The organism is Cupriavidus sp. OTU4054 (genome assembly GCF_038440175.1).
Classification (GTDB): Bacteria; Pseudomonadota; Gammaproteobacteria; order Burkholderiales; family Burkholderiaceae; genus Cupriavidus; species Cupriavidus pauculus_D.
This window is the reverse complement of the sequence record NZ_JASATF010000015.1, coordinates 79,931-101,469: the sequence shown is the minus strand read 5'-3', so window position 1 is coordinate 101,469 and position 21,539 is coordinate 79,931. Positions and strand designations below refer to the sequence as shown.

Here is a 21,539-nt window from a genome sequence, read left to right as displayed (position 1 = left end):
TCGCGCGGCAATCAGGCGACGCTCAGGCCGCGACCTCGGCGCGCGGCAGGTACAGGCCCTCGCCAAAGAAACGCTCGCGCAGCAGCATCACCAGCATCGCGCGCTTGTGCGGGAAATCGAACTCCTTGACCTTGGAGAAGCCGGCCTTGTCGAGGTTGGCGATCTGCCGGTGATGGTCGGCGCGCGGTTCGCCGACGATGCGTTGCGTGCGCGGATCGTCGAGGAACTGGAAATGCTGGATGGCCGGAAACCACGCGGTCAGGAACGACTTGCCGCGGAAGGCGGGCTCGCCGATCAGCACGTGCCAGCCACGGTCGTGATCGTGCGCGTCGTAGAACGGCGCCAGACGGTTCTCCTTGCCCCAGTAGATCTCGAAGTAGCCGAACGGGGAGTCGTCGAGGCTGACCACGAGCGGCAGCATGTGCGGGTCATCGACGAGCCCCTGCAGATAGCGGCGATGCTTGTCCTCGTCGCCTTCCTCCTGCCAGAAGTGCGCCACGTCGGGGTCGTTCATCCAGCGATGCAGCAGCGCGGTGTCGTCCTCTACCGTGGCGGCACGCAGCTTGAGCGTGCGGCCGAGCCAGGGAATGTAGCGCGCGTAGACGGTGCCGCCCGGTTTGGGGGCGCGCACGGGATGCCGCTTCTCGCCGGTCATCGTGTAGCGCAGCGGATACGGCGTTTTCTCCGGCATCCACAACGGCGCATGCTGCCACAGCATCTCCGCCCGGCATTGGTGCCGCGCGCGCGGCAGGCCCTGTGCCGGTTCGGCGAGGCCCATGCGCGATAACGCATCGAGCGTGGCCGCGTGCTCGATATCGAGACCGACCGTGCGCACGCCCCAGTGCGTCGTGATGGCCTCCAGTGCCGCGAGTGTGGCGTCGGTCAGCGGCTTGCCATCGAGGGTGGTGCCGGCCAGCCGCAGCACGGGCGTCTGCGCGGGCACGAGTACGAAGCTGGCCTCGGCTTCGGCGGCGCCCTGCGCGCGCACCGTCAGGCGGTCGGCGTCCGCGGCGACGAGGAGCGGTCTGCCGCTGGCCTCGAAGGCGCGGAAGCCTTGGATGGGTGTGAATGCAGTCGACATGGTGTTTTCCCGGATCTGTTTGCACGGCCCCACACGGGGCCGATATCCGGGGAGACGCATTGGGCCGGGGCGAATTTAGGTAGCTGTTCGTCACCGCACTCGATTAAAATGCGAATCGTTCTCAAAACCGCCGGATCGCCATGCATATCCGCACGTTTCGAATCTGGTATCTGGTCCATAAATGGACCAGCCTCGTCTGCACCGTCTTCCTGCTCCTGCTGTGCCTGACCGGGCTGCCGCTCGTGTTCGGGCACGAGATCGACCATTGGTTCGGCAATGGCGTGGAAGCGCCGGAGATGCCCGCGGATACGGCGCGCATGCCGGTGGATCGCATCGTCGCTGACGCGCTCGAGCGGCGGCCGGGCTCGGCTGTGCGCTTTGTCACGGCGGACGACGAGGAGCCGGTGTGGTTCGTGTCGTTGTCCTCGCGCGAGTCGCCGCGCCAGGGCGGCGCGCTGCTGACCTACGACGCGCGCACGGGCGATCTGCTGCGCGATACGCCGCTGCGCTCGGGCTTCATGCTGATCATGGTCAAGCTCCATACCGATCTGTTCGCGGGCCTGCCGGGGACGCTGTTCCTCGGCTTCATGGGGCTGCTGTTCGTGGTGTCGATCGTGTCGGGTGTGGTCGTGTATGGCCCGCTGATGAAGAAGCTGCCGTTCGGCACGGTGCGCCGCGAACGTTCGCCGCGCCTCAAATGGCTCGACCTGCATAACGTGCTGGGCATGGCGACGCTGTCCTGGCTGACGGTGGTGGGCGTTACCGGTGTGCTGCTGACGCTGGCCAAGCCGACCTACGGCATCTGGCAATCGACGGAACTGAAGGCGATGGTCGCGCCGTTCGTGGGGCAGGGCGCGCCGCGCGCGCTGAGCTCGCTGGACAAGGCGATTGGCCTGGCACAGGCCGAGGAGCCGCATATGACGACGGCGTTTGTCGCGTTTCCGGGGACGCCGCTCGCGGGGCCGCGGCACTATGCGGTGTTCATGCGCGGCGATGCGCATATCACGTCGCGGCTGATCAAGCCGGTGCTCGTGGATGCGGAGTCTGGCGCGTTCGCCGCCAAGCGCGATATGCCGTGGTATGTGGCGGCGCTGCGGATCTCGGGGCCGCTGCATTTCGGGGATTATGGCGCGATGCCGCTCAAGGTGCTGTGGGCTGTGCTCGATGTGATTGCCATCGTGCTGCTTGGTAGTGGCCTGTATCTGTGGATTGGGCGCACACGGCAGATGCAGTCGCGCCTGCGCGATATCGAAGCCACGCATCGGGCGGCGGCACCGGCCAATGCGGGAGCCGCGCGATGAGCGGCGACCGCAAGGCGACGGGCACGTTTCTGTGGATCTACGGCGCACCGCTGTGGCTCGCGGCCATCGGCCTCGTGGGCCTGGCCGCGGCGCTGTTCGCCGATGGCATCTGGGACTGGATCTCGTGGATCGCGCTCGGGGCGATGACGGCGACGGGGCTCTGGTATGCGCTGAAGCCCGCCGCCAGGGCACGCGAGGCCGCGCCCAGACGTGCGGCCACACTGCCGGGCGCGGAGCGCGAGCCTCGTGCGGATGGGCGTTGATGGGGCGGGTGCGTGCCTCCCTTGCCCGGCGCGGCGCGCGAGCCTCGTGCGAACGGTGCGCCGGCGATGACCCGGCGCGGCGCGCGAGCCTCGGGCGAACGGTGCGCTGGCGATGGCCCGGCGCGGAGCGCGAGCCCCGTGCGAACGGTGCGCCGGCGATGACCCAGCGCGGAGGGCGAGCCTCGTGCGAACGGTGCGCCGGCGATGACCCGGCGCGGCGCGCGAGCCTCGTGCGAACGGTGCGCCGGCGAGGGCCCGGCGCGGCGCACGAGCCTCGTGCGAACGGTGCGCCGGCGATGGCCCGGCGCGGAGCGCGAGTCTCGGCCGAACGGTGCGCCGGCGATGGCCCGGCGCGGCGCGCGAGCCCTGTGCAAACGGTGCGCCGGCGAGGGCCCGGCGCGAAGCACGAGCCTCGTGCGAGAACGGTGCGCCGGCGATGGCCCGGCGCGAAGCACGAGCCTCGGGCGAACGGTGCGCTAGCGATGGCCCGGCGCGAAGCACGAGCCTCGTGCGAACGGTGCGCCGGCGATGGCCCGGCGCGGAGCAGGCGGCCGGCGCGGGATTAGCGTGCCAGCGTCGCCACCTCGCCCTGCGCGACCTTTGCGGCGACCGCCGCGATCCAGTCCTCCGCGCGGACGATGCCGAGGTGGGTCGCGTCGATACGCTGCGCCGCCGTGCACGACGGCAGTAGCGCGTGCATGCGGGCGATGTCGGCCGTCGCCCGGTCCGCGGTCCACCAGTTGTCCACCGCCACGCGTACAGGCGCGATCGTCACCGCACCAACCAGCGCGCGCAGGCGCGTCGCCGTGCCGAGCATACGCGTGACTTCCGCCTGAATGTCGGCATCCGGCGCACCGCCGGCCTGCGCGAACGCGGCGCGCACGATGCGTTCGACGCGCGCGGCCCCGTCGGCCTCCGCCCTCGCAGCTTCCACCTCTACCGCCAACGCGGCGCGGTCGAGCCCCGGCAATGCCTGCCCGAGATAATCGACGAGTTCCTCGATCGACCCGCGCGGCTGCGCCACGTGCCCAGCGGCCTTTGGCACATGGCTGTCCACGAGACCAACGAAGGCAACCGTCTCGCCACGCTGTTCGAGCAGCGACGCGATGCGCGCCGCCAGCGCGCCACCGAGCGACCAGCCGAGCAGGTGATACGGCCCAAGAGGCTGCGTAAGGCATATGGCCTCGACATGGGCACGCGCAAGTGCCTCGATGTCGTCGAAGCGTTCGACCGGCGGGCACGCCAGCCCATACACCGTGCGCTGGCCATCGAGCGCCTGTGCCAGCGCGGCATAGTCGGACACGGTACCGAACGAGGCATGCACGCAGAACAGCGGAGCAGCCCCGGCAACCGCGCGATTGAGCCGCACCGCATGGTCCCGCGCCTCGGGCTCCGCCTCGCCGCGCGCACGTCGATCGATGACCTCGCCAAGCGTGACGATCGACGGATACTGCATCAGATCGCGCAGTTCAACGTGCATGCCCGCAGCAGCGGAACGCAACTGCGCCAGCACCTGCAGGCACAGCAGCGAGTGCGCGCCAGCCTCGAACACGTTGTCATGCACGCCGATACGCGGCACGCCAAGCGCACGCGCCCACACATCCGCGAGCCAGCGCTGCGTCGGCGTACGCGGCGGGACATAGCCCGGCACCGAAGCCGGCCGCCCAGGCTCGGCCACCGGCGGCACCGCATCGGTAGCACCCAATGCCGCATCGGGCTGGCTGACCATGCGGGCGAGGATATCGAGATACAGATCGCGCCATTGCGCAATGGTCGCCGCATCGAACAGATCGGTGGCATAGCCCAGCATGCCCTGCAGCGCGCCGGTCTCGTCCTCCTGCGTGTCGAGCGAGAGATCCATCTTGGTCCGCCGCGAGAGCCGTTCCACGGGTTCCACGGTCAGGCCGGCAATGCGCCGCGCCGCGCCACGGTCGCGCCGCTGATGGTTCGCCATCGCCTGGAACAGCGGATTGCGCGACAGATCGCGCGCGGGCTGCAACGCCTCCACGAGCTGCTCGAACGGCAGGTCCTGATTGGCCTGCGCATCGGCCGCGGTCTGCCGCACCTGCGCAAGCAGTTCGCGATAGGTCATGGTGGGCGCCAGCCGCGCCCGCCACACCTGCGTATTGATAAACACCCCGACCACCTCCGCGGTTTCCGCGCGATGGCGATTGGCAATCGGCACGCCGATGCACGGCGACGTCTGCCCCGACACACGATAGAGCAGCGCCTGGAACGCGCCGAGCAGCACCGCGAACAGCGTCGTGTTGGACGACTGTGCAAGCCCCCGGAGTTGCGCGACCAGTGCCGGTGCGAAGTCAACGGGCACCACGTCGGCCCTATGCGACGGCGTGGCCGGACGCCCGCGATCGGTCGGCAGCGCCAGCACACGCGGCGCCCCATCCAGATGCGCGCGCCACCAGTCCAGCTGACGCGCGATGGCGGCCGTCTGCTCGGGACGCCGTTGCCACGCGGCGTGGTCCGCGTACTGCTGGGCCAGCGGCGCGAGGGTGACCGCATTGCCGGTGGCAAAGCCCGAATAGAGCCGCGCGAACTCGTCGATCACGATGCCCATCGACCAGCCGTCGGCGACGATATGGTGCAGCGTGACCAGCAGCACGTGGTCGTCGTCGGCCAGCTGGAGCAGCCGCACGCGCAACAGCGGACCCTGGCGCAGATCGAACGGGGCCAGCGCCTCGGCATCGGCATGCACGGGCGCGGTGTCCGGCGCCGCGCGCAGATCGGTGATGGCGATATCGACGCGCGCGGGCGCGTGGATGCGTTGCCAGACCTCGCTGCCTTCCGCGTCGAACGTGGTGCGCAGCGCTTCGTGCCGCGCCACGAGCGCATCGAAGGTCCGTTGCAGCGCGTCGCGATCGAGCGTGCCGCGCAGATGGACCGCGCGCGGGATGTTGTAGGTGCCGCCCTGCGGATCGAGTTGCCACAGGAACCAGAGCCGCTGCTGCGTGAACGATAGCGCGAGCGGACGCGTGCGGTCGGCGAGGGAGACGGCTGCGGGCGCGGTCACCGCCTGAGTTGCCGCCGGCGTGGCAGCGGGTGTCGCGGCGTCGATGGCCGCGGCAAGGTCAGTCAGCACCGGAGACTCGAACATCTGCCTCGGCAACAAACGCCGACCGCCCTTCTTGAGCCGCGCAATGATCTTGAGCGTCAGGATCGAATCGCCGCCCAGCGCAAAGAAATTGTCCGTGGCGCTGACCTGCGGCACACCGAGCACGTCCTGCCAGACCTGCGCGAGCGCAGTCTCCGTTTCGGTCCGCGGTGGAACGAACGCGTGGGCCGTCGCTTCGGGATCGGGCAATGCGTGGCGATCGAGCTTGCCATTGGCGGTTACCGGCAGCCTGTCCACCGGCACCACATGCGACGGCACCATATGGTCGGGCAGGGCACCCTGCAGCGCGGCACGCACGGCGTCCGCCGTCACGCCGTCGAGCACGCACCAGGCCACGAGCCGGCCATCGCGCACGAGCACGGCCGCATCGCGTACGCCCGCGATGGCGCGCACCGCATGCGCGACCTCGCCGGGCTCCACACGGTATCCGCGAATCTTGACCTGATCGTCGGCGCGGCCGATGTAGTGGATGCGGCCAGCTTCATCCTGCCGCACGCGATCGCCGGTGCGATACATGCGGCCGCCGGGCACGATCGGATCCGGCAAAAAGCGGCTCGCCGTGACGCCCGCCTGCCGCAGATAGCCACGCGCGACCTGCGGTCCGCCCACGTACAGCTCGCCGGCCACGCCGCGCGGCACGGGGTTTCCCGCGCGGTCGAGCACATGGACATGTGTGCCCGGCAGCGGCAGGCCCGTGGGCACGGCTGGGCCGCCGGCCGCGAACGCGTCAGCTTCCGCATGATGGGTCAGCACGCCGACCGTGGTCTCGGTGGGACCGTAGTGGTTGAACAGCTGCATCTCGGGACGCAGCGCATGCAGGCGCGCGGCAAGCTCCGCGGACGTGGCCTCGCCACCGAGCACGAGCGCATGGGCCGGCAGCATATTGGCTGCGTCCTTCGCCTCCAGCAGTCCGCGCAGATGCGCGGGGACGATCTTGAGTGCGCCGACGCCGTGCAACGCCATGTATTCGGCGAACCGATCGGGATCGGTCGCGCGCCGCGCCGATATCAGGTGCAGCAGATGGCCGCCGCACAGCGCGCCGAACAGCATCGTATGACCGAGGTCGGCGGCCGGCGTCGAGACCATCGCCATGCTCGATGCCTGCGGGAGGGCGAGCCGAGCGAGAACGCCGGCCGTGTAGTGGGCGATTGCCCGATGGCTGACGACCACGCCCTTCGGTGCACCCGTCGATCCCGATGTGTAGATCAGGTAGGCGCCCTGATCGGGCCGCCACGGGTTGGCCGGCGCATCGGTCCGCGGCGTGGCCGTCATGGGGTCGATGGCGGGCAACGGCGTCGCGCCGACGGGTGCGCCCACGATGGCCGTCGCACCCGCATCGTGCAGCAATTGCCGAGGGCGCTCGGCGGGCGTGGCCGTCATGGGGGCGATGACGGGCAACGGCGTCGCGCCGACGGGTGCGCCCACGATGGCCATCGCACCCGCATCGTGCAGCAACTGCCGAGGGCGCTCGGCGGGCGTGGCCGTCATGGGGTCGATGAGGGGCAACGGCGTCGCGCCGAAGGGTGTGCCCACGATGGCCACCGCACCCGCATCGTGCAGCAATTGCCGAGGGCGCTCGGCAGGCGTGGCCGTCATGGGGTCGATGGCGGGCAACGGCGTCGCGCCGACGGGTGCGCCCACGATGGCCATTGCATCCGCATCGTGCAGCAACTGCCGAAGGCGCTCGGCGGGCTGGGCCGGATCGAGCGGCAGGCAGATGGCGCCCGCCTTCAGCACGCCGAGCCAGCCGACGCCGAACGCCACCGAGCGATCGATGCATAGCGCCACCACGCTTTCCGCGCCGACACCCTGTGCGCGCAGCGCATGGGCGATAGCGTTGGCGAGCGCATCGGCCCGCGCGCGCGTAAGCACGGTGGTGTCGTCCTGCAGCGCCGGGGCGTCGGGATTGGCGGCCAGATGCTGTTGCCAGCGGTCCAGCACGCCGGGCGCCGGAAGCGCGGGTTCGCCGCGCACGATACCGTCGCGGTCCGGCGTAGGCAGGGCGAGGACGCCCAGCGGCTGTCCCGGGTCGTCGGCCATGGCCTGCAGCCCGGATTCCAGCTGACGCAGCAGCGTGGTCACGGCGTCGTCGTCGAACGCATCGCGCCGGTAGGCTAGCGTCAGATGCAGCTGCGCTTCGGCAACGGCGATCAGGCTCAGCGCGAAGTTGTTGCGGCCATGCGTGGTTACCGCCTCGCCGGTGCCCGTGGGCTGGCGCAGATCGAGCAGGCGGATCGCGAGGCCGTCGATCGGTTGCCGCAGCGCGGCATCGACCGGATAATTTTCGAACACCACGATGCTCTCGAACAGCGCGCCGCCGTCCGTACCGCCTTCGCGCAGACGCTGGATATCGGGCAGCGGCGTATGCTCATGCTGCTGATTGGAGACGGCCTGCCGCTGCACGGCCTGCCACCACTCGCGCACGGCCATATCGGCCGGCACCGGCACATACTGCGGCAGCGTGTTGATAAACAGGCCGACGGTCTGCTCGATGCCGGGCAACTCCCCCGAACGGCCCGAAACGGTCGTGCCGAACATCGCGCCATCGGTGCCGGCGTGGCGCGCCAGCAGCCAGCCCCATGCGGACTGGACGATCGTATTGAGCGTGACACCGGCGCCGCGCGCGCGATCGCGTAATGCGGCGCTGAGCGCGGGACCGCAACTGAGCTTCTGCTCCGCATAGCCCGCGCGTGCCGCGCGTTGCGCAATGCCCGCATACGGCAGGGGCGTGCGCCCGTCGGCGAGATCGAGCACCGACTGCCAGTGCGCGAGCGAGCCGGCATGGTCGCGCTGGCCGAGCCATTGCAGATAGCTGCTGAACGGGCGCGACAGCGGCGGCAGCGCGTCGCCACGATAGGCGCGCAGCACGTCGGACAGCGCAATGCCGACGCTCCAGCCATCCATCTGCACGTGGTGAAAGCTCCAGGCCAGCCACCATTGGTTCGCGCCGACCCGCATGAGCCGCAGCCGAAGATCGGCGGCACGGCGAAAGCCGAAGCCTTCCGCGCGTTGCACCGCGAGCCAAGCCTCGAGCGCGGCACGCTGGCTCGTTGCATCCTGATCGCGCCAGTCGACCTGTTCGAGCGTGACGGGGCGGCGCTTGTAGATGACCTGCAGCGGGGTATCGCTTTCGCCGACGATATAGTCGGTGCGGAGGGCCTGATGGCGATCGGCGGCTTGCTGCCACGCCTGCTCGAAGCGCGGCACGGAGAGGTCGCCCTCCAGCACGAACACGCGCTGGTAGTGATAGGGATCTTCGTGCCCGCGTTCGAGGGCGTGGAACAGTACCCCCTGTTGCAGCGGCGTGAGGGCCGCGATGGTTTCGATATCCTGCTTGCGTCGTTCCGAAGTCATGCGTATGTCCTACAACACGGTGTCGAGCAGCGCGTCCAGCGACGCCTGGTCCATTGTCACGTTCACGAGGTCCGACGGCGTCATGCTCTGATGATGGGCGTCCGTGCCCTGCGCGACGCAGTGGTCGACCACGCCTTCGAGCGCGGCTTGCAACGCCTCTGCCAGCGGACGCAGGGTCGCGAACTGCGCCCGGCTGTAGCCGATGCGAAACTCCAGCACGCCGTCGAAGACCTGTCCGTTGATCGTGATCCAGTTGCCGAGCGGTGCATCGGGGCTGCGGCTGTCCCCCGATGGTTCGTTCGCACGCTCGAACAGCGCGCCCTGGTCCCGGGTGTCACCCTGATCGAACTGCCCCAGATAGTTGAACGTGATGCGGGGCAGCGTGCGGGCGGCCAGTGCGTTGCGCACGGCGTCAGGGCCGTCATGGCGCAGCAGGCCATAGCCGAGGCCTTGCGATGGCACGGCGCGCAGCGCCTCCTTGGCCTGGCGAATGCCGTCGCCGATGTCCGTGCCGACGGGCAGCACAAGCGGATAGATCGACGTGAACCAGCCGACGGTGCGCGACAGATCGACGTCCTCGAACAGCGACTCGCGTCCATGGCCTTCGAGCACGATGCCGATGCGCGAGTGGCCGGTCCACTGACCCGTGGCCGACGCGACTGCGGCAAGCAGCAGGTCGTTGATCCGCGTGCGATAGGCGGCGTGGGCGTCCTGCAGCAACTGCGCGGTGCGGTGGGGGTCGATCCGCACGGTCTCGTGCGCGGCATCGCGGGCGAGCGCGGGGACGTCGTGGTCGGGGACGGGTTGCGGGGCATCGGGCTGGCCGAGCCAGAATGCCGATTCGTCGGCCATCGTGGTGGATTGCGCGTGGTGCCGCAGCCTGCGGGACCACGTCTGATATGACGATGTGCGCGCGGGCAGGGCTGCGTCATCGCGGTAGGCTTGCTGGAGGTCTTCCAGCAGAATGCGCCACGATACCCCATCGACCACGAGGTGGTGAATCGCAATGAGCAGCCGCTGCGAGCCATCGGGCAACCTGAACAATGCCACGCGCAGCAGCGGGCCGTGCTCCAGATCGAGGCCCCGCTGCGCGCGCGTGCAAGCGTCGGTCAGCGCGCCCTCGGTGATCGCATCGTGCGTCACGGTCGTGATCGCCGTGTCCGCATACCGCTGGGCCCAGACACCATCGCGCTCGGCAAACCGCAACCGCAATGCGTCATGATGCGCAACAAGCCGGTCCACCGCGGTTTGCAACCGTGCCACGTCGAGCGCTTGCGTCGGCCGCAGCAACACCGCCTGATTCCAGTGATGCCGGGAAGGAATCGGCGCTTCGAAGAACTCGCGCTGCACGGGTAGCAGCGGCACCTCGCCCGTGGGCATCGCTTCCCCGGCGCTCTGCGCGGACGTCACCACCTGTGCCAACGCCCGCACGGTCTGATGCAGAAACAGATCCTTCGGCGTAAATCGCAGCCCCGCCTGCCGGGCCCGGCTCACGGCCTGAATCGACAGGATCGAATCCCCACCGAGCTCGAAGAAGTTGTCGGTGACGCCCACACGCTCGACGCCGAGCACGTCCTGCCAGATCCGCACAAGCGCGGCTTCGATGTCGGTGGCAGCGGCCACATGCTCGGCGGCCTCGAAGACCGGTGCGGGCAGCGCGCGCCGGTCGAGCTTGCCGTTCGAGGTGACGGGCAACCGGTCGAGCGCGACGATCTGCGCCGGGACCATATAGGCGGGCAGTGTGTCCTCGAGTTGGCGCCGCAACACCAGCGGGTCAGCCGCGCCAGAGACATACGCGACCAATTGCGCGCTGGTCGCGGTCTCCACTGCGAGTACGGCCGCTTCCGCCACACCCGCACAGGCCCGAAGCCGCGCCTCGATCTCACCGGGCTCGATCCGATACCCGCGAATCTTGACCTGATGATCGCGCCGCGAAACGTATTCGACATTGCCATCGGGAGCCTGCCGCACGAGATCGCCGGTCCGGTACATGCGTGCACCGGCCGCAAACGGATCGGGCAGGAACCGTTCAGCCGTCAGCGCGGGCCGATGCGCATACCCACGTGCAAGCCCGAAGCCACCGATATACAGCTCGCCGATGGCGCTATACGGGACTGGGTTCAGATCGGCATCGAGCACATATGCATGCCGGGATCCTACCGGCCGGCCGATCGGCGCATACGCCGCCGTGAATGGCGTGTCGGGATTGGCGACCCACGCGAGCGGCGACACCACGGCCTCGGTCGGTCCGTATCCATTGATGAGGGTCTTGACGCGGAATGCGCGACGAATATTGTTGAAGCTCTCACGCGAGATAGCCTCGCCGCCCATCGATAGCAACCGCAGCGTTGGGGGCTCGTCGGCGCTGGCCTGCGCGGCTTCGGCCAGGCGGGCCAGGTAGGCGGGCGGAAAGCCGCCATTCGTAATGCGATGCGCGGCAAAGGCCTCGAGGGTCCGCTCGGCGCTCCAGAGCTCGTCATCGCGCAGCACGACTTCGGCGCCGGCAACGAGGGGCGCGAGCCAGCGCTCGTGAGCGCCATCGAAGCTGAAGGCAAGGAAGTGCAATTCGCGCTCGCCGGGGGCCATGCCGTATTGCTCGGCGGTCGCGTGGCAATGCATGGCGAGCGGGCCGTGCTCGACGGCGACGGCCTTGGGGGTGCCGGTGGAGCCCGAGGTGTAGATCAGGTAGGCGAGCTGGCCCGGCAGCACGGTGGGCAATGCTGCGTCGCTGTCGCCGACGCTCTCCATTTCCAGCACGGGCAGGGCAGTCTGCACACGCCCACGCAGCCGCTGCGAGGAAAGCAGTAGCTGCACGCGCGCGCCGTCGGTCATCTCGGCAATACGGGCCGCCGGCAATTCCGGATCGATCGGCACATAGGCCGCCCCGGCCTTGAGCACGGCCAGCAGCCGGATGATCATGGCGGGGGTACGGTCGATGACGACACCGACTACTGGCTCGCCGCCCGCAAGGCGGTCGACCAGCGCGCGGGCGAGTCGGTCGGCCTCGCGGTCCAGTTGCGCGTAGGTCAGCGCAATCTCCCCGCATCGCACAGCAATCCCATCCGGCTGCACCGCCGCCTGCCAGGCAATCGCCGTATGTACCGGCACGGCATCGCGGAACCGAGGATCCTCATCCCGAGCCTCGGCATGCTCGAGCACGATGTCGGCCACCAATCCATCGGGCGAAGCCATCATCTGCCGCAACACCGCCACATAATGCCCCTGCAACCGCTCCACCGTCGCATGCTCGAACAGATCGCTCGCGTAGCCGAACACACCCTCGAGCCCGTCCTCATCCTCCTGCGTATCGAGCGCCAGATCCACCTTGGCCGCACTCGCCGTCCGCGCCACGCGCTCTAGCGTGAGGCCCGGCAACTGCCGCAATGCCCGCAGATCCCGCCGCTGGTGATTGAGCATCACCTGGAACAGCGGGTTATGCGACAGGCTCCGCTCGGGCTGCAATGCCTCGACCAGTTGCTCGAACGGGAGCTCCTGATGCGCCTGCGCCTGCTGCACGGACTCGCGTGCCTCGCCCAGTAGCGCGAGCACGGACCGCGTGCCCTCCACCTGCCCACGCAACACCTGCGTGTTCACAAAGAACCCGACCGTACGAGACGTCTCGGCACGATTGCGATTGGCAACCGGCACGCCGACGCGAATGTCCTGCTGCCCCGTATAGCGATAGAGCAGAATCTGGAACGCCGCGAGCAACACCGTGAACGTCGTGGTATCGGCCAGACGGGCCAGCTCGCCAAGCTGACGCACGTCATCACGCCCAAGCGAGAACGAGACAAAGCCCCCGCGATGCGAAGGCACCGCAGGCCGAGCCCGATCGGCCGGCAGTTCGAGCACGACGGGGTCCGGACCCAGTGTCGCGTGCCAGTACGCGAGCTGCCGCTCCCGCTCCCCGGCCTCGAGCCAGTTCCGCTGCCACGCCGCATAGTCCGCATACTGCGCGTCCGGCAATGGCAGCGCCAAAGGCCGTCCTTGCGTGTGCGCGGCATAGAGCGCGGCAAACTCGTCGATGACCACGCCCATCGACCAGCCATCGGACACGATATGGTGCATGGTCACGAGCAGCACGTGGTCGTCGTCGGCCAGCCGCAGCAGACGCACGCGCATCGGCGGACCCTGTTCGAGATCGAACGGTGCCTGGGCATCCGCATCCACATGCGCGGTCAAGGAGCCTTCCGTGACATCCACAACCGGAATCGTCACGGGCAGCACAGCATGGATCCGCTGCACCGCGACCCCGTCGCATTCATGAAACGTCGTCCGCAAACTCTCATGCCGCGCCACCAGCGCATCGAAGCTCGCTTGCAATGCAACAAGATCGAGCCGACCCCGTAACCGCACCGCCCGCGGAATGTTGTAAAGCCCGGCGCCCCGGTCCATCTGCCACAAGAACCACAACCGCTGCTGCGCATACGACAACGCACTCTCCGCCTGCCCACGCGGCGGAATCGGCAGGCTGCCGAAGTCGAGCCCGCGCTGCCGCAGTTCGTGAAGAAAGCGTTCCTGCGCCGCCGGCGGCAGGCCGGCAAAACGTTGGGCAAGCCGCATCTTGTCAAGGCTCATGCCTGCGTCTCCAGATCATCCATCCAGTCTTCCATGTCCTGCCACGCCTCGGCATTGCCCGCGGCATCCGCGCTGCCGCCACCACGCGCGGCACGTTCGGCATCGATATGCGCGGCCATCTCTGCAAGGTTTGCCGCGTCGAAATAGACCTTGAGCGGCAACGTCAGATCGAGCGCCGCACCGAGCCGCGCGGCCAGGCGCGTAATCAGCAGCGAGTGCCCCCCGAGCGCAAAGAAGTTGTCGTGCACCCCCACGCGCGGCACATCGAGCAGCTCCTGCCAGAGCGTGGCCAGCATCGCCTCGGTGTCCGTGCGCGGCGCGACGTAGGACTCGGCATCGAATACCGGATCGGGCAGCGCGCGGCGGTCGAGCTTGCCATTGGCCGTGACGGGCACGCGATCGATCGCCACGATCTGCGCCGGCACCATGTAGTCGGGCAGCTGCGCCCTGGCCAGCGCCTTGAGCGTGTCGATATCGGTGCCGTCCAGCACGCACCACGCCACAAGCCGCTCCCCGCGCACGAGCACCACCGCATCGCGCACGCCTGGCTGCGCGCGCAGCCGCTCGGCCACTTCGCCGGGTTCGATGCGATAGCCGCGCACCTTCACCTGCTCGTCGGCACGCCCGAGGTAATGCAGCCGGCCTTCGCCATCGACATGCACGCGGTCGCCAGTGCGATACATGCGCTGACCGTTTGCGAACGGATCGGGCACAAAGCGCTCGGCCGTCATGCCGGGCTGCGCAAGATACCCGCGCGCGAGTTGCGCGCCGCGCAGGTAGAGATCGCCGGCAATGCCCGCGGGCAGCGGGTTCAGGTCGCTGTCCAGCACATGCGCGGTCATGCCAGGCAGCGGCCCGCCCAGCGGCAGGCCCCCTTGTTCGTCGGCGTGGCTCGCATGCGTCAGCACGCCAACCGTCGCCTCCGTCGGACCGTAATGGTTGAACAGGGCCATGTCGGGACGCAGCGCGCGGATCTGCGCGACGAGGTCCGCCGGCGTGGGTTCGCCACCGACGATCAGCGCCGTATGCGGCAGGGCGTCAGCGGGCGTTGCCGCCTGCAACAGCGCCCGCAGATGACTGGGCACGATCTTGAGCACGCCCACGCGATGCGCGGCCATATACTCGGCGAAGCGGTCGGGCGAGAAGCCACGCTCGCGCGACATCAGATGCAGCGTCCGGCCGCTGTGGAGCGCGCCGAACAACACGGTATGCCCAAGATCGGCCGCGGTGGTGGAGATCATGGCCATGCTGGCGTCCGCCGGCAACGCGAGCCGTGTCAGCACGCCATCGAGATACTGGCCGAGCGCACGGTGACTGACCAGCACACCTTTGGGCGTACCCGTGGAACCCGAGGTGAAAATGACATACGCGCCCTGGTCCGGATGCACGCGTATGTCCGGCGCCTGCTCGCGCGGTGGCACCCGCGCGGGGTCGAGCGTGCCGACATCGGACAGCGTACCGATCGTCGCCCGCGCATTGGCGGCTTCGGCCAGCTGCCGCAGCCGGCTTTCGGGCTGCGACGCATCGAGCGGCAGGCATATGGCGCCCGCCTTGAGAATGCCGAGCCAGCCGGCCACGAATGCGGGAGATCGTTCGAGGCAGAGCGCGACGACATCTTCGGTGCCGATGCCTTGGGCATGCAGGGCATGCGCAATGCCATTCGCTTGCGCATCGATCTCGGCCCGCGTCATGGCCTCCGCTTCGTACTGCACCGCGATCGCTTGCGGGCCGACCTCGACATGCCGCGCCCATGCATCGAGCAGCAGCGTCGGCGTGCCCGGATCGCCGCCATCGATCGATGTCCCTGCCGTGCCGATCCCAAGCGTGCCGACATGGGCGTCGGGTGCGGCGGCCAGTTGCCCCAGCACCGCAACGAAGTGTTGCTGCAACTCGGCAATGCGGCCGGCCGAGAAGAGCTCGGTCGCATAGCTGCACGCAATGTCGAGCGTCTGGTTGCCCGCCACGACGAGCGTCAGCGGATAGTTCGTCGTGGCGGCATGGCGGATCTCGCCAATGCGCAGGCCGTGCTGCTCCCGCTCGCGCAGCGCGGCGTCGATCGGGTAGTTCTCGAACACGAGGATCGAGTCGAACAGCGGCTGCCCACCCTGATTGGCCCAGCGCTGGATCTCGTACAGCGGCACGTGTTCGTGCTCGCGCAGGGACAGGTTCTCCTGCTGCAGGGCCTGCAACCACGCATCGATGCGCTGGTCGGGCGAAGGTGCCTGAATCACGGGCAACGTGTTGATAAACAGCCCGAGCACCGTGTCGGCACCGGGCAGCGTCGCGGGGCGTCCCGCCACGGTGGCGCCGAACGCGACCGCACGCTGGCCCGTATAGCGTTGCAGCACGACGATCCATGCGGCCTGCAGCAACGTGTTCAAGGTCACGCGCTGCTGCTGTGCCGCGCGTTGCAGCGGCTGGGCATCGATGCGCACACGCTGCACGGCATGGCCCGTCATTGGCTCGGCCAGCGCGGGCAGGGCCTGCGCGAGCAGCGTGGGCGTCTCGAGCGCGGGGAGCCGTTGCCGCCAGAACGCCTCGCTGGCCGATGCATCCTGCGCCTGCAACCAAGCGATATGCTCGCGATAGCGCGTGGCAACCGTCTCCACGGGCTGGCCGTGATACCGCTGCAGAACCTCGCCGACCAGCCGCGCGGTGCTCCAGCCATCGAGCAGCAGATGGTGGCTGGTCCAGATCATGCGGTGCCGTGACGCGCCCTGCGCGACCAGCCGCACGCGCATCAGCGGCGCCGTGTCGAGCGAGAACGGCCGCGTGCGATCCTGCAAGGCCAGTTCATCGGCATCGCCGGTCGCATCGATCCGCACAGGCGACGGCACATCACGGCGCACGACCTGCAAGGGCTCGCCATCGATATGGACAAATGCGGTACGCAGGATATCGTGCGCGGCAATCGTGTCGTTCCAGGCGCGGCGCATGCGCTCGGCGTCGAGTCCCGCCAGATCCACCGACATCTGGTTGATATACATGGCCGTGTCCGGCGCATAGAGCGCATGGAACAGCATCCCCTGCTGCATCGGCGCAAGCGGATAGATGTCCGCGATCTCCGCGCCCGGCAGTCGGTCGAGTTGAACCTGATCGAGCCCAGACAGCGGCACGTCCGATGGCGTGAGCGCGCCGGCCGGCATCGCGACGCAATGCGCGACGACGGCTTCGAGCGCGCGCTGCAGCAGCGGCGCAAATGCCGAGTGGCCGGGCTCGGCAAACGCAAGATCGAACGCGAGCGCGCCGTCGCGCACCATGCCATTGATGACGATGGCATTGCCAAGCGGGGCATCGGCACCGCGCGTCTCGCCCGCGGATTCCGCGGCGCGCGAGAACAGCGCGTTGGGTTGGCTGCCTTGCTCGAACTGGCCCAGATAGTTGAACGTAATCGACGGTGGCGTCATGTCGCGCAGGCCGTCGCGCAGCAGGCCGAAGCCGATGCCATGCTGCGGCACGGCGCGCAGGGTTTCCTTGACGCGCTTGATATGCGTGCCGAGGTCGGCGTCGATGGGCAGCGCGACGGGGAACGTGCTCGTGAACCAGCCGATGGTGCGGGAGAGATCGATGTCGTCGAACAGCGCTTCCCGGCCGTGGCCTTCCAGAAGCACAGCGACGGTATCGAAGCCTTGCCACTGGCCGACCGCGCGTGCGACGGCGGCCAACAGCAGGTCGTTGATCTGCGTCCGGTAGGCGGCGTGCGCGTCGGTCAGCAACGCGCGGGTGGTCGCGGCGGGCAGCGATACCGTTGCTACCGTGGCGTTGCGCGCGGGCACGTCTTTCCGCGCGTTCAGCGTTGGACCCTGCTGGGTTCGCCAGAATGGCAGCTCGTGCGCGAGCGACGCGGCATGCTGTTGCAGTTTGCGCGCCCACGCTTGATACGACGATGTGCGCGCGGGCAGGGCTGCGTCATCGCGGTAGGCTTGCTGGAGGTCTTCCAGCAGGATGCGCCACGATACCCCATCGACCACGAGGTGGTGAATCGCAATGAGCAACCGTTGCGAGCCATCGGGCAGCGTGAACAATGCCACGCGCAGCAGCGGCCCGTGCTCGAGGTTCAGTCCCTGTTGCGCGCGCGTGCAGGCATCGGTCAGCGTGTCCTCTGTGATGGCATCGTGCGTCACGGTCGTGATTGCCGTGTCCGCGTAGTGCTGCGTCCAGTCGCCGTCACGCTCGGCAAACCGCAACCGCAACGCGTCATGATGCGCGACGAGCCGATCGACCGCGATCTGCAACCGTGCGACGTCGAGCGCTTGCGTCGGCCGCAGCAACACCGCCTGATTCCAGTGATGCCGGGAAGGAATCGGCGCTTCGAAGAACTCGCGCTGCACGGGTAGCAGCGGCACCTCGCCCGTGGGCATCGCTTCCCCGGCGCTCTGCGCGGACGTCACCACCTGTGCCAACGCCCGTACCGTCTGATGCAGGAACAGATCCTTCGGCGTAAATCGCAGCCCCGCCTGCCGGGCCCGGCTCACGGCCTGAATCGAGAGGATCGAATCCCCGCCGAGCTCGAAGAAGTTGTCGGTCACGCCCACACATTCGACGCCGAGCACGTCCTGCCAGATCCGCACAAGCGCGGCTTCGATGTCGGTGGCAGCGGCCACATGCTCGGCGGCCTCGAAGACGGGCGCCGGCAACGCACGCCGGTCGAGCTTGCCGTTCGAGGTGACGGGCAACCGGTCGAGCGCGACGATCTGCGCCGGGACCATATAGGCAGGCAGCGTGTCCTCGAGCAGGCGCCGCAACACCAGCGGGTCAGCCGCCCCGGAGACATACGCAACCAGCTGTGCCCCGGTCGCGGTCTCCACTGCGAGTACGGCCGCTTCCGCCACACCCGCACAGGCCCGAAGCCGCGCCTCGATCTCGCCCGGCTCGATCCGATACCCGCGAATCTTGACCTGATGATCGCGTCGCGAAACGTACTCGACATTGCCATCGGGCGCCTGCCGCACGAGGTCGCCGGTTCGATACATGCGTGCACCGGCCGCAAACGGATCGGGCAGGAACCGTTCAGCCGTCAGCGCGGGCCGATGCGCATACCCACGTGCAAGCCCGAAGCCACCGATATACAGCTCGCCGATGGCGCCATACGGGACTGGGTTCAGATCGGCATCGAGCACGTACGCATGCCGCGAGCCCACGGGCCGGCCGATTGGCGCATAAGCTTGCCTGCAGTGCGCCTGCGCGTCCGTCACCCATGCCAGCGGCGTGACGACCGCTTCGGTCGGCCCATAGCCATTGATCAGCGTCTTCGCGCGGAAGGTATCCCGCACACGCGCAAAACTCTCGCGCGAGATGGCCTCGCCGCCGAAGGACAGCAGGCGCAATGCCGGGGCATTGCCACGGGCGGCCTCGACCAGGCGCATCAGATAGGCGGGCGGGAATCCGGCGTTGGTAATGCGGTAACGCGTGAATGCGTCCAGCGTTCGTTCCGCATCCCAGAGCTCGTCATCGCGCAGCACGACTTCGGCGCCGGCGACAAGCGGCGCAAGCCAGCGCTCATGCGCGCCATCGAAGCTGAAGGCGAGGAAGTGCAACTCGCGCTCGCCGGGGGCCATGCCGTATTGCTCGGCGGTCGCGTGGCAATGCATGGCGAGCGGGCCGTGCTCGACGGCGACGGCCTTGGGGGTGCCGGTCGAGCCCGAGGTGTAGATCAGGTAGGCGAGCTGGCCCGGCAGCACAGTGGGCAATGCTGCGTCGCTATCGTGCGCGTCTTCCATCTCCAGCACGGGCAGCGCGGTCTGCACACGCGCGTGCAGACGCCGCGAGGACAGCAGTAGCTGCACCCGAGCCCCGTCGGTCATCTCGGCAATACGCGCCGCCGGCAATTCCGGATCGATCGGCACATAGGCCGCCCCGGCCTTGAGCACGGCCAGCAGCCGGATGATCATGGCGGGGGTACGGTCGATGACGACACCGACGACGGGCTCGCCATGCATCGCGTGCATCGCGGTCGAGCCGCTCACGGGCACGCCACCCGTCCCGCGCACTGCGGTCGGGCTGTCCCCGGGCACGCCGCCCGTCGCGTGCATCGAGGTCGAGCCGTCCACGGCTACGCCGTCGGACGGCTCGGCGCGAGTCCCGGGCGTCGCGAGAGCGCGGTCCGCGCCTACGCCGCCGGCGGGGACGCCGCCCGCCCCGAGCATCGCGACCGCGCGAGGGGGCACCGTACCGGGGCCGGGCTGCGTGCCCGCAAGGCGCTCGACCAGCGCGCGGGCGAGTCGGTCGGCCTCGCGGTCCAGTTGCGCGTAGGTCAGCGCAATCTCCCCGCATCGCACAGCAATCCCATCCGGCTGCACCACCGCCTGCCGGGCGATGGCCATATGCACAGGCATGGCCTCGCGGAACCGAGGATCCTCATCCCGAGCCTCGGCCTGCTCGAGCACGATGTCGGCCACCAATCCATCGGGCGCTGCCATCATCTGCCGCAACACCGCCACATAATGCCCCTGCAACCGCTCCACCGTCGCATGCTCGAACAGATCGCTCGCGTAGCCGAACACACCCTCGATCCCGTCCTCATCCTCCTGTGTATCGAGCGCGAGATCCACCTTGGCCGCGCTGGCCGTCCGCGCCACGCGCTCTAGCGTGAGGCCCGGCAACTGCCGCAATGCCCGCAGATCCCGTCGCTGGTGATTGAGCATCACCTGAAACAGCGGGTTATGCGACAGGCTCCGCTCGGGCTGCAATGCCTCGACCAGTTGCTCGAACGGGAGCTCCTGATGCGCCTGCGCCTGCTGCACGGACTCGCGTGCCTCGCCCAGCAAGCGCAACACACTACGCGAGCCATCGACGAGACCGCGCAACACCTGCGTGTTGACAAAGAACCCGACCGTCCGAGCGGTCTCGGCACGATTGCGATTGGCGACTGGCACGCCGACGCGAATGTCCTGCTGCCCCGTATAGCGATAGAGCAGAATCTGGAACGCCGCGAGCAACACCGTGAACGTCGTGGTATCGGCCAGACGGGCCAGCTCGCCAAGCTGACGCACATCATCACGCCCAAGCGAGAACGAGACAAAGCCCCCGCGATGCGAAGGCACCGCAGGCCGAGCCCGATCGGCAGGGAGCTCGAGCACGACGGGGTCCGGACCCAGTGTCGCGTGCCAGTACGCGAGCTGCCGCTCCCGCTCCCCGGCCTCGAGCCAGTTCCGCTGCCACGCCGCATAGTCCGCATACTGCGCGTCCGGCAACGGCAGCGCCAAAGGCCGTCCTTGCGTGTGCGCGGTATAGAGCGCGGCAAACTCGTCGATGACCACGCCCATCGACCATCCGTCCGAGACGATATGGTGCATGGTCACGAGCAGCACGTGGTCGTCGTCGGCCAGACGTAGCAGCCGCACGCGCATCAGCGGCCCATGCTCGAGATCGAACGGTGCCTGGGCCTCCGCATCCACATGCGCGGTCAAGGAACCTTCCGTGACATCCACAACCGGAATCGTCACGGGCAGCACAGCATGGATCCGCTGCACCGCGACCCCGTCGGATTCATGAAACGTCGTCCGCAAACTCTCATGCCGTGCCACGAGCGCATCGAAGCTCGCCTGCAGCGCAACAAGATCGAGCCGACCTCGTAACCGCAACATCCCCGCCAGATGATAGGCACTCCCCAAAGGATCCAGCTTCCACAGAAACCACATCCGCTGCTGCGCGGCCGAAAGCGGTAGCGCCTGCGCATCCGCCGCCGTCCCACGCCAGTCCGCGGTAATCGGCAAAATCGAGAAATCGATGCCCTGCGCGCGCAGCCGTTCGAGCAGCACGCCCCGCTTGTCCCGCGGCAGCGCGACATAACGCCGGACGAGGTCACGGCCTTGTTGTGGATCGATCATCAA

The 21,539-nt window shown here is 68.5% G+C and carries 6 protein-coding genes and 2 pseudogenes; 2 read left to right on the top strand and 6 right to left on the bottom strand.

The genetic code is table 11. From position 1 onward, the window contains the following. Positions 1-22: 22 nt before the first annotated feature. A complete protein-coding gene (locus AAHB16_RS18515; protein ID WP_342051653.1) occupies positions 23-1,081 on the bottom strand; it encodes a GNAT family N-acetyltransferase in 1,059 nt (352 codons plus the stop codon). Between the two features lie 140 nt (positions 1,082-1,221). Between AAHB16_RS18515 and AAHB16_RS18510 the strand changes: the two genes are divergently transcribed. Both AAHB16_RS18510 and AAHB16_RS18505 read left to right on the top strand, forming a co-directional pair. Next, a complete protein-coding gene (locus AAHB16_RS18510) occupies positions 1,222-2,382 on the top strand; it encodes a PepSY-associated TM helix domain-containing protein (RefSeq protein WP_150375222.1) in 1,161 nt (386 codons plus the stop codon). Next, positions 2,379-2,645 (top strand): hypothetical protein, encoded by a 267-nt coding sequence (locus tag AAHB16_RS18505; protein ID WP_342051652.1) that lies wholly within the window; start codon positions 2,379-2,381, stop codon positions 2,643-2,645. Before AAHB16_RS18510 ends, AAHB16_RS18505 begins: the two co-directional genes overlap by 4 nt. 562 nt (positions 2,646-3,207) lie before the next feature. On the opposite strand, the gene AAHB16_RS32790 is transcribed toward AAHB16_RS18505, so the two are convergent. The 5 genes and pseudogenes from AAHB16_RS32790 to AAHB16_RS18490 all read right to left on the bottom strand — a co-directional run bounded on the left by AAHB16_RS32790 (position 3,208) and on the right by AAHB16_RS18490 (position 21,536). Then, positions 3,208-6,195 (bottom strand): condensation domain-containing protein, encoded by a 2,988-nt coding sequence (locus tag AAHB16_RS32790; protein ID WP_446718112.1) that lies wholly within the window; start codon positions 6,193-6,195, stop codon positions 3,208-3,210. Positions 6,196-6,201: 6 nt separating this feature from the next. Next, positions 6,202-7,689: pseudogene (locus AAHB16_RS32785) on the bottom strand (AMP-binding protein); the annotation flags it as partial. A 90-nt stretch (positions 7,690-7,779) separates the two neighbouring features. Further along, positions 7,780-9,129, bottom strand: a pseudogene (locus AAHB16_RS32780) (condensation domain-containing protein); the annotation flags it as partial. A 9-nt stretch (positions 9,130-9,138) separates the two neighbouring features. Then, positions 9,139-13,707 carry an amino acid adenylation domain-containing protein gene (locus AAHB16_RS18495; protein ID WP_342051650.1) on the bottom strand — a complete coding sequence of 1,523 codons (4,569 nt, stop codon included), beginning with the start codon at positions 13,705-13,707 and terminating at the stop codon, positions 9,139-9,141. Next, entirely contained in the window at positions 13,704-21,536 is a 7,833-nt protein-coding gene (locus tag AAHB16_RS18490) for an amino acid adenylation domain-containing protein (RefSeq protein ID WP_342051649.1), read from the bottom strand. The genes AAHB16_RS18495 and AAHB16_RS18490 overlap by 4 nt, the downstream gene beginning before the upstream one ends. Positions 21,537-21,539: the final 3 nt, after the last annotated feature.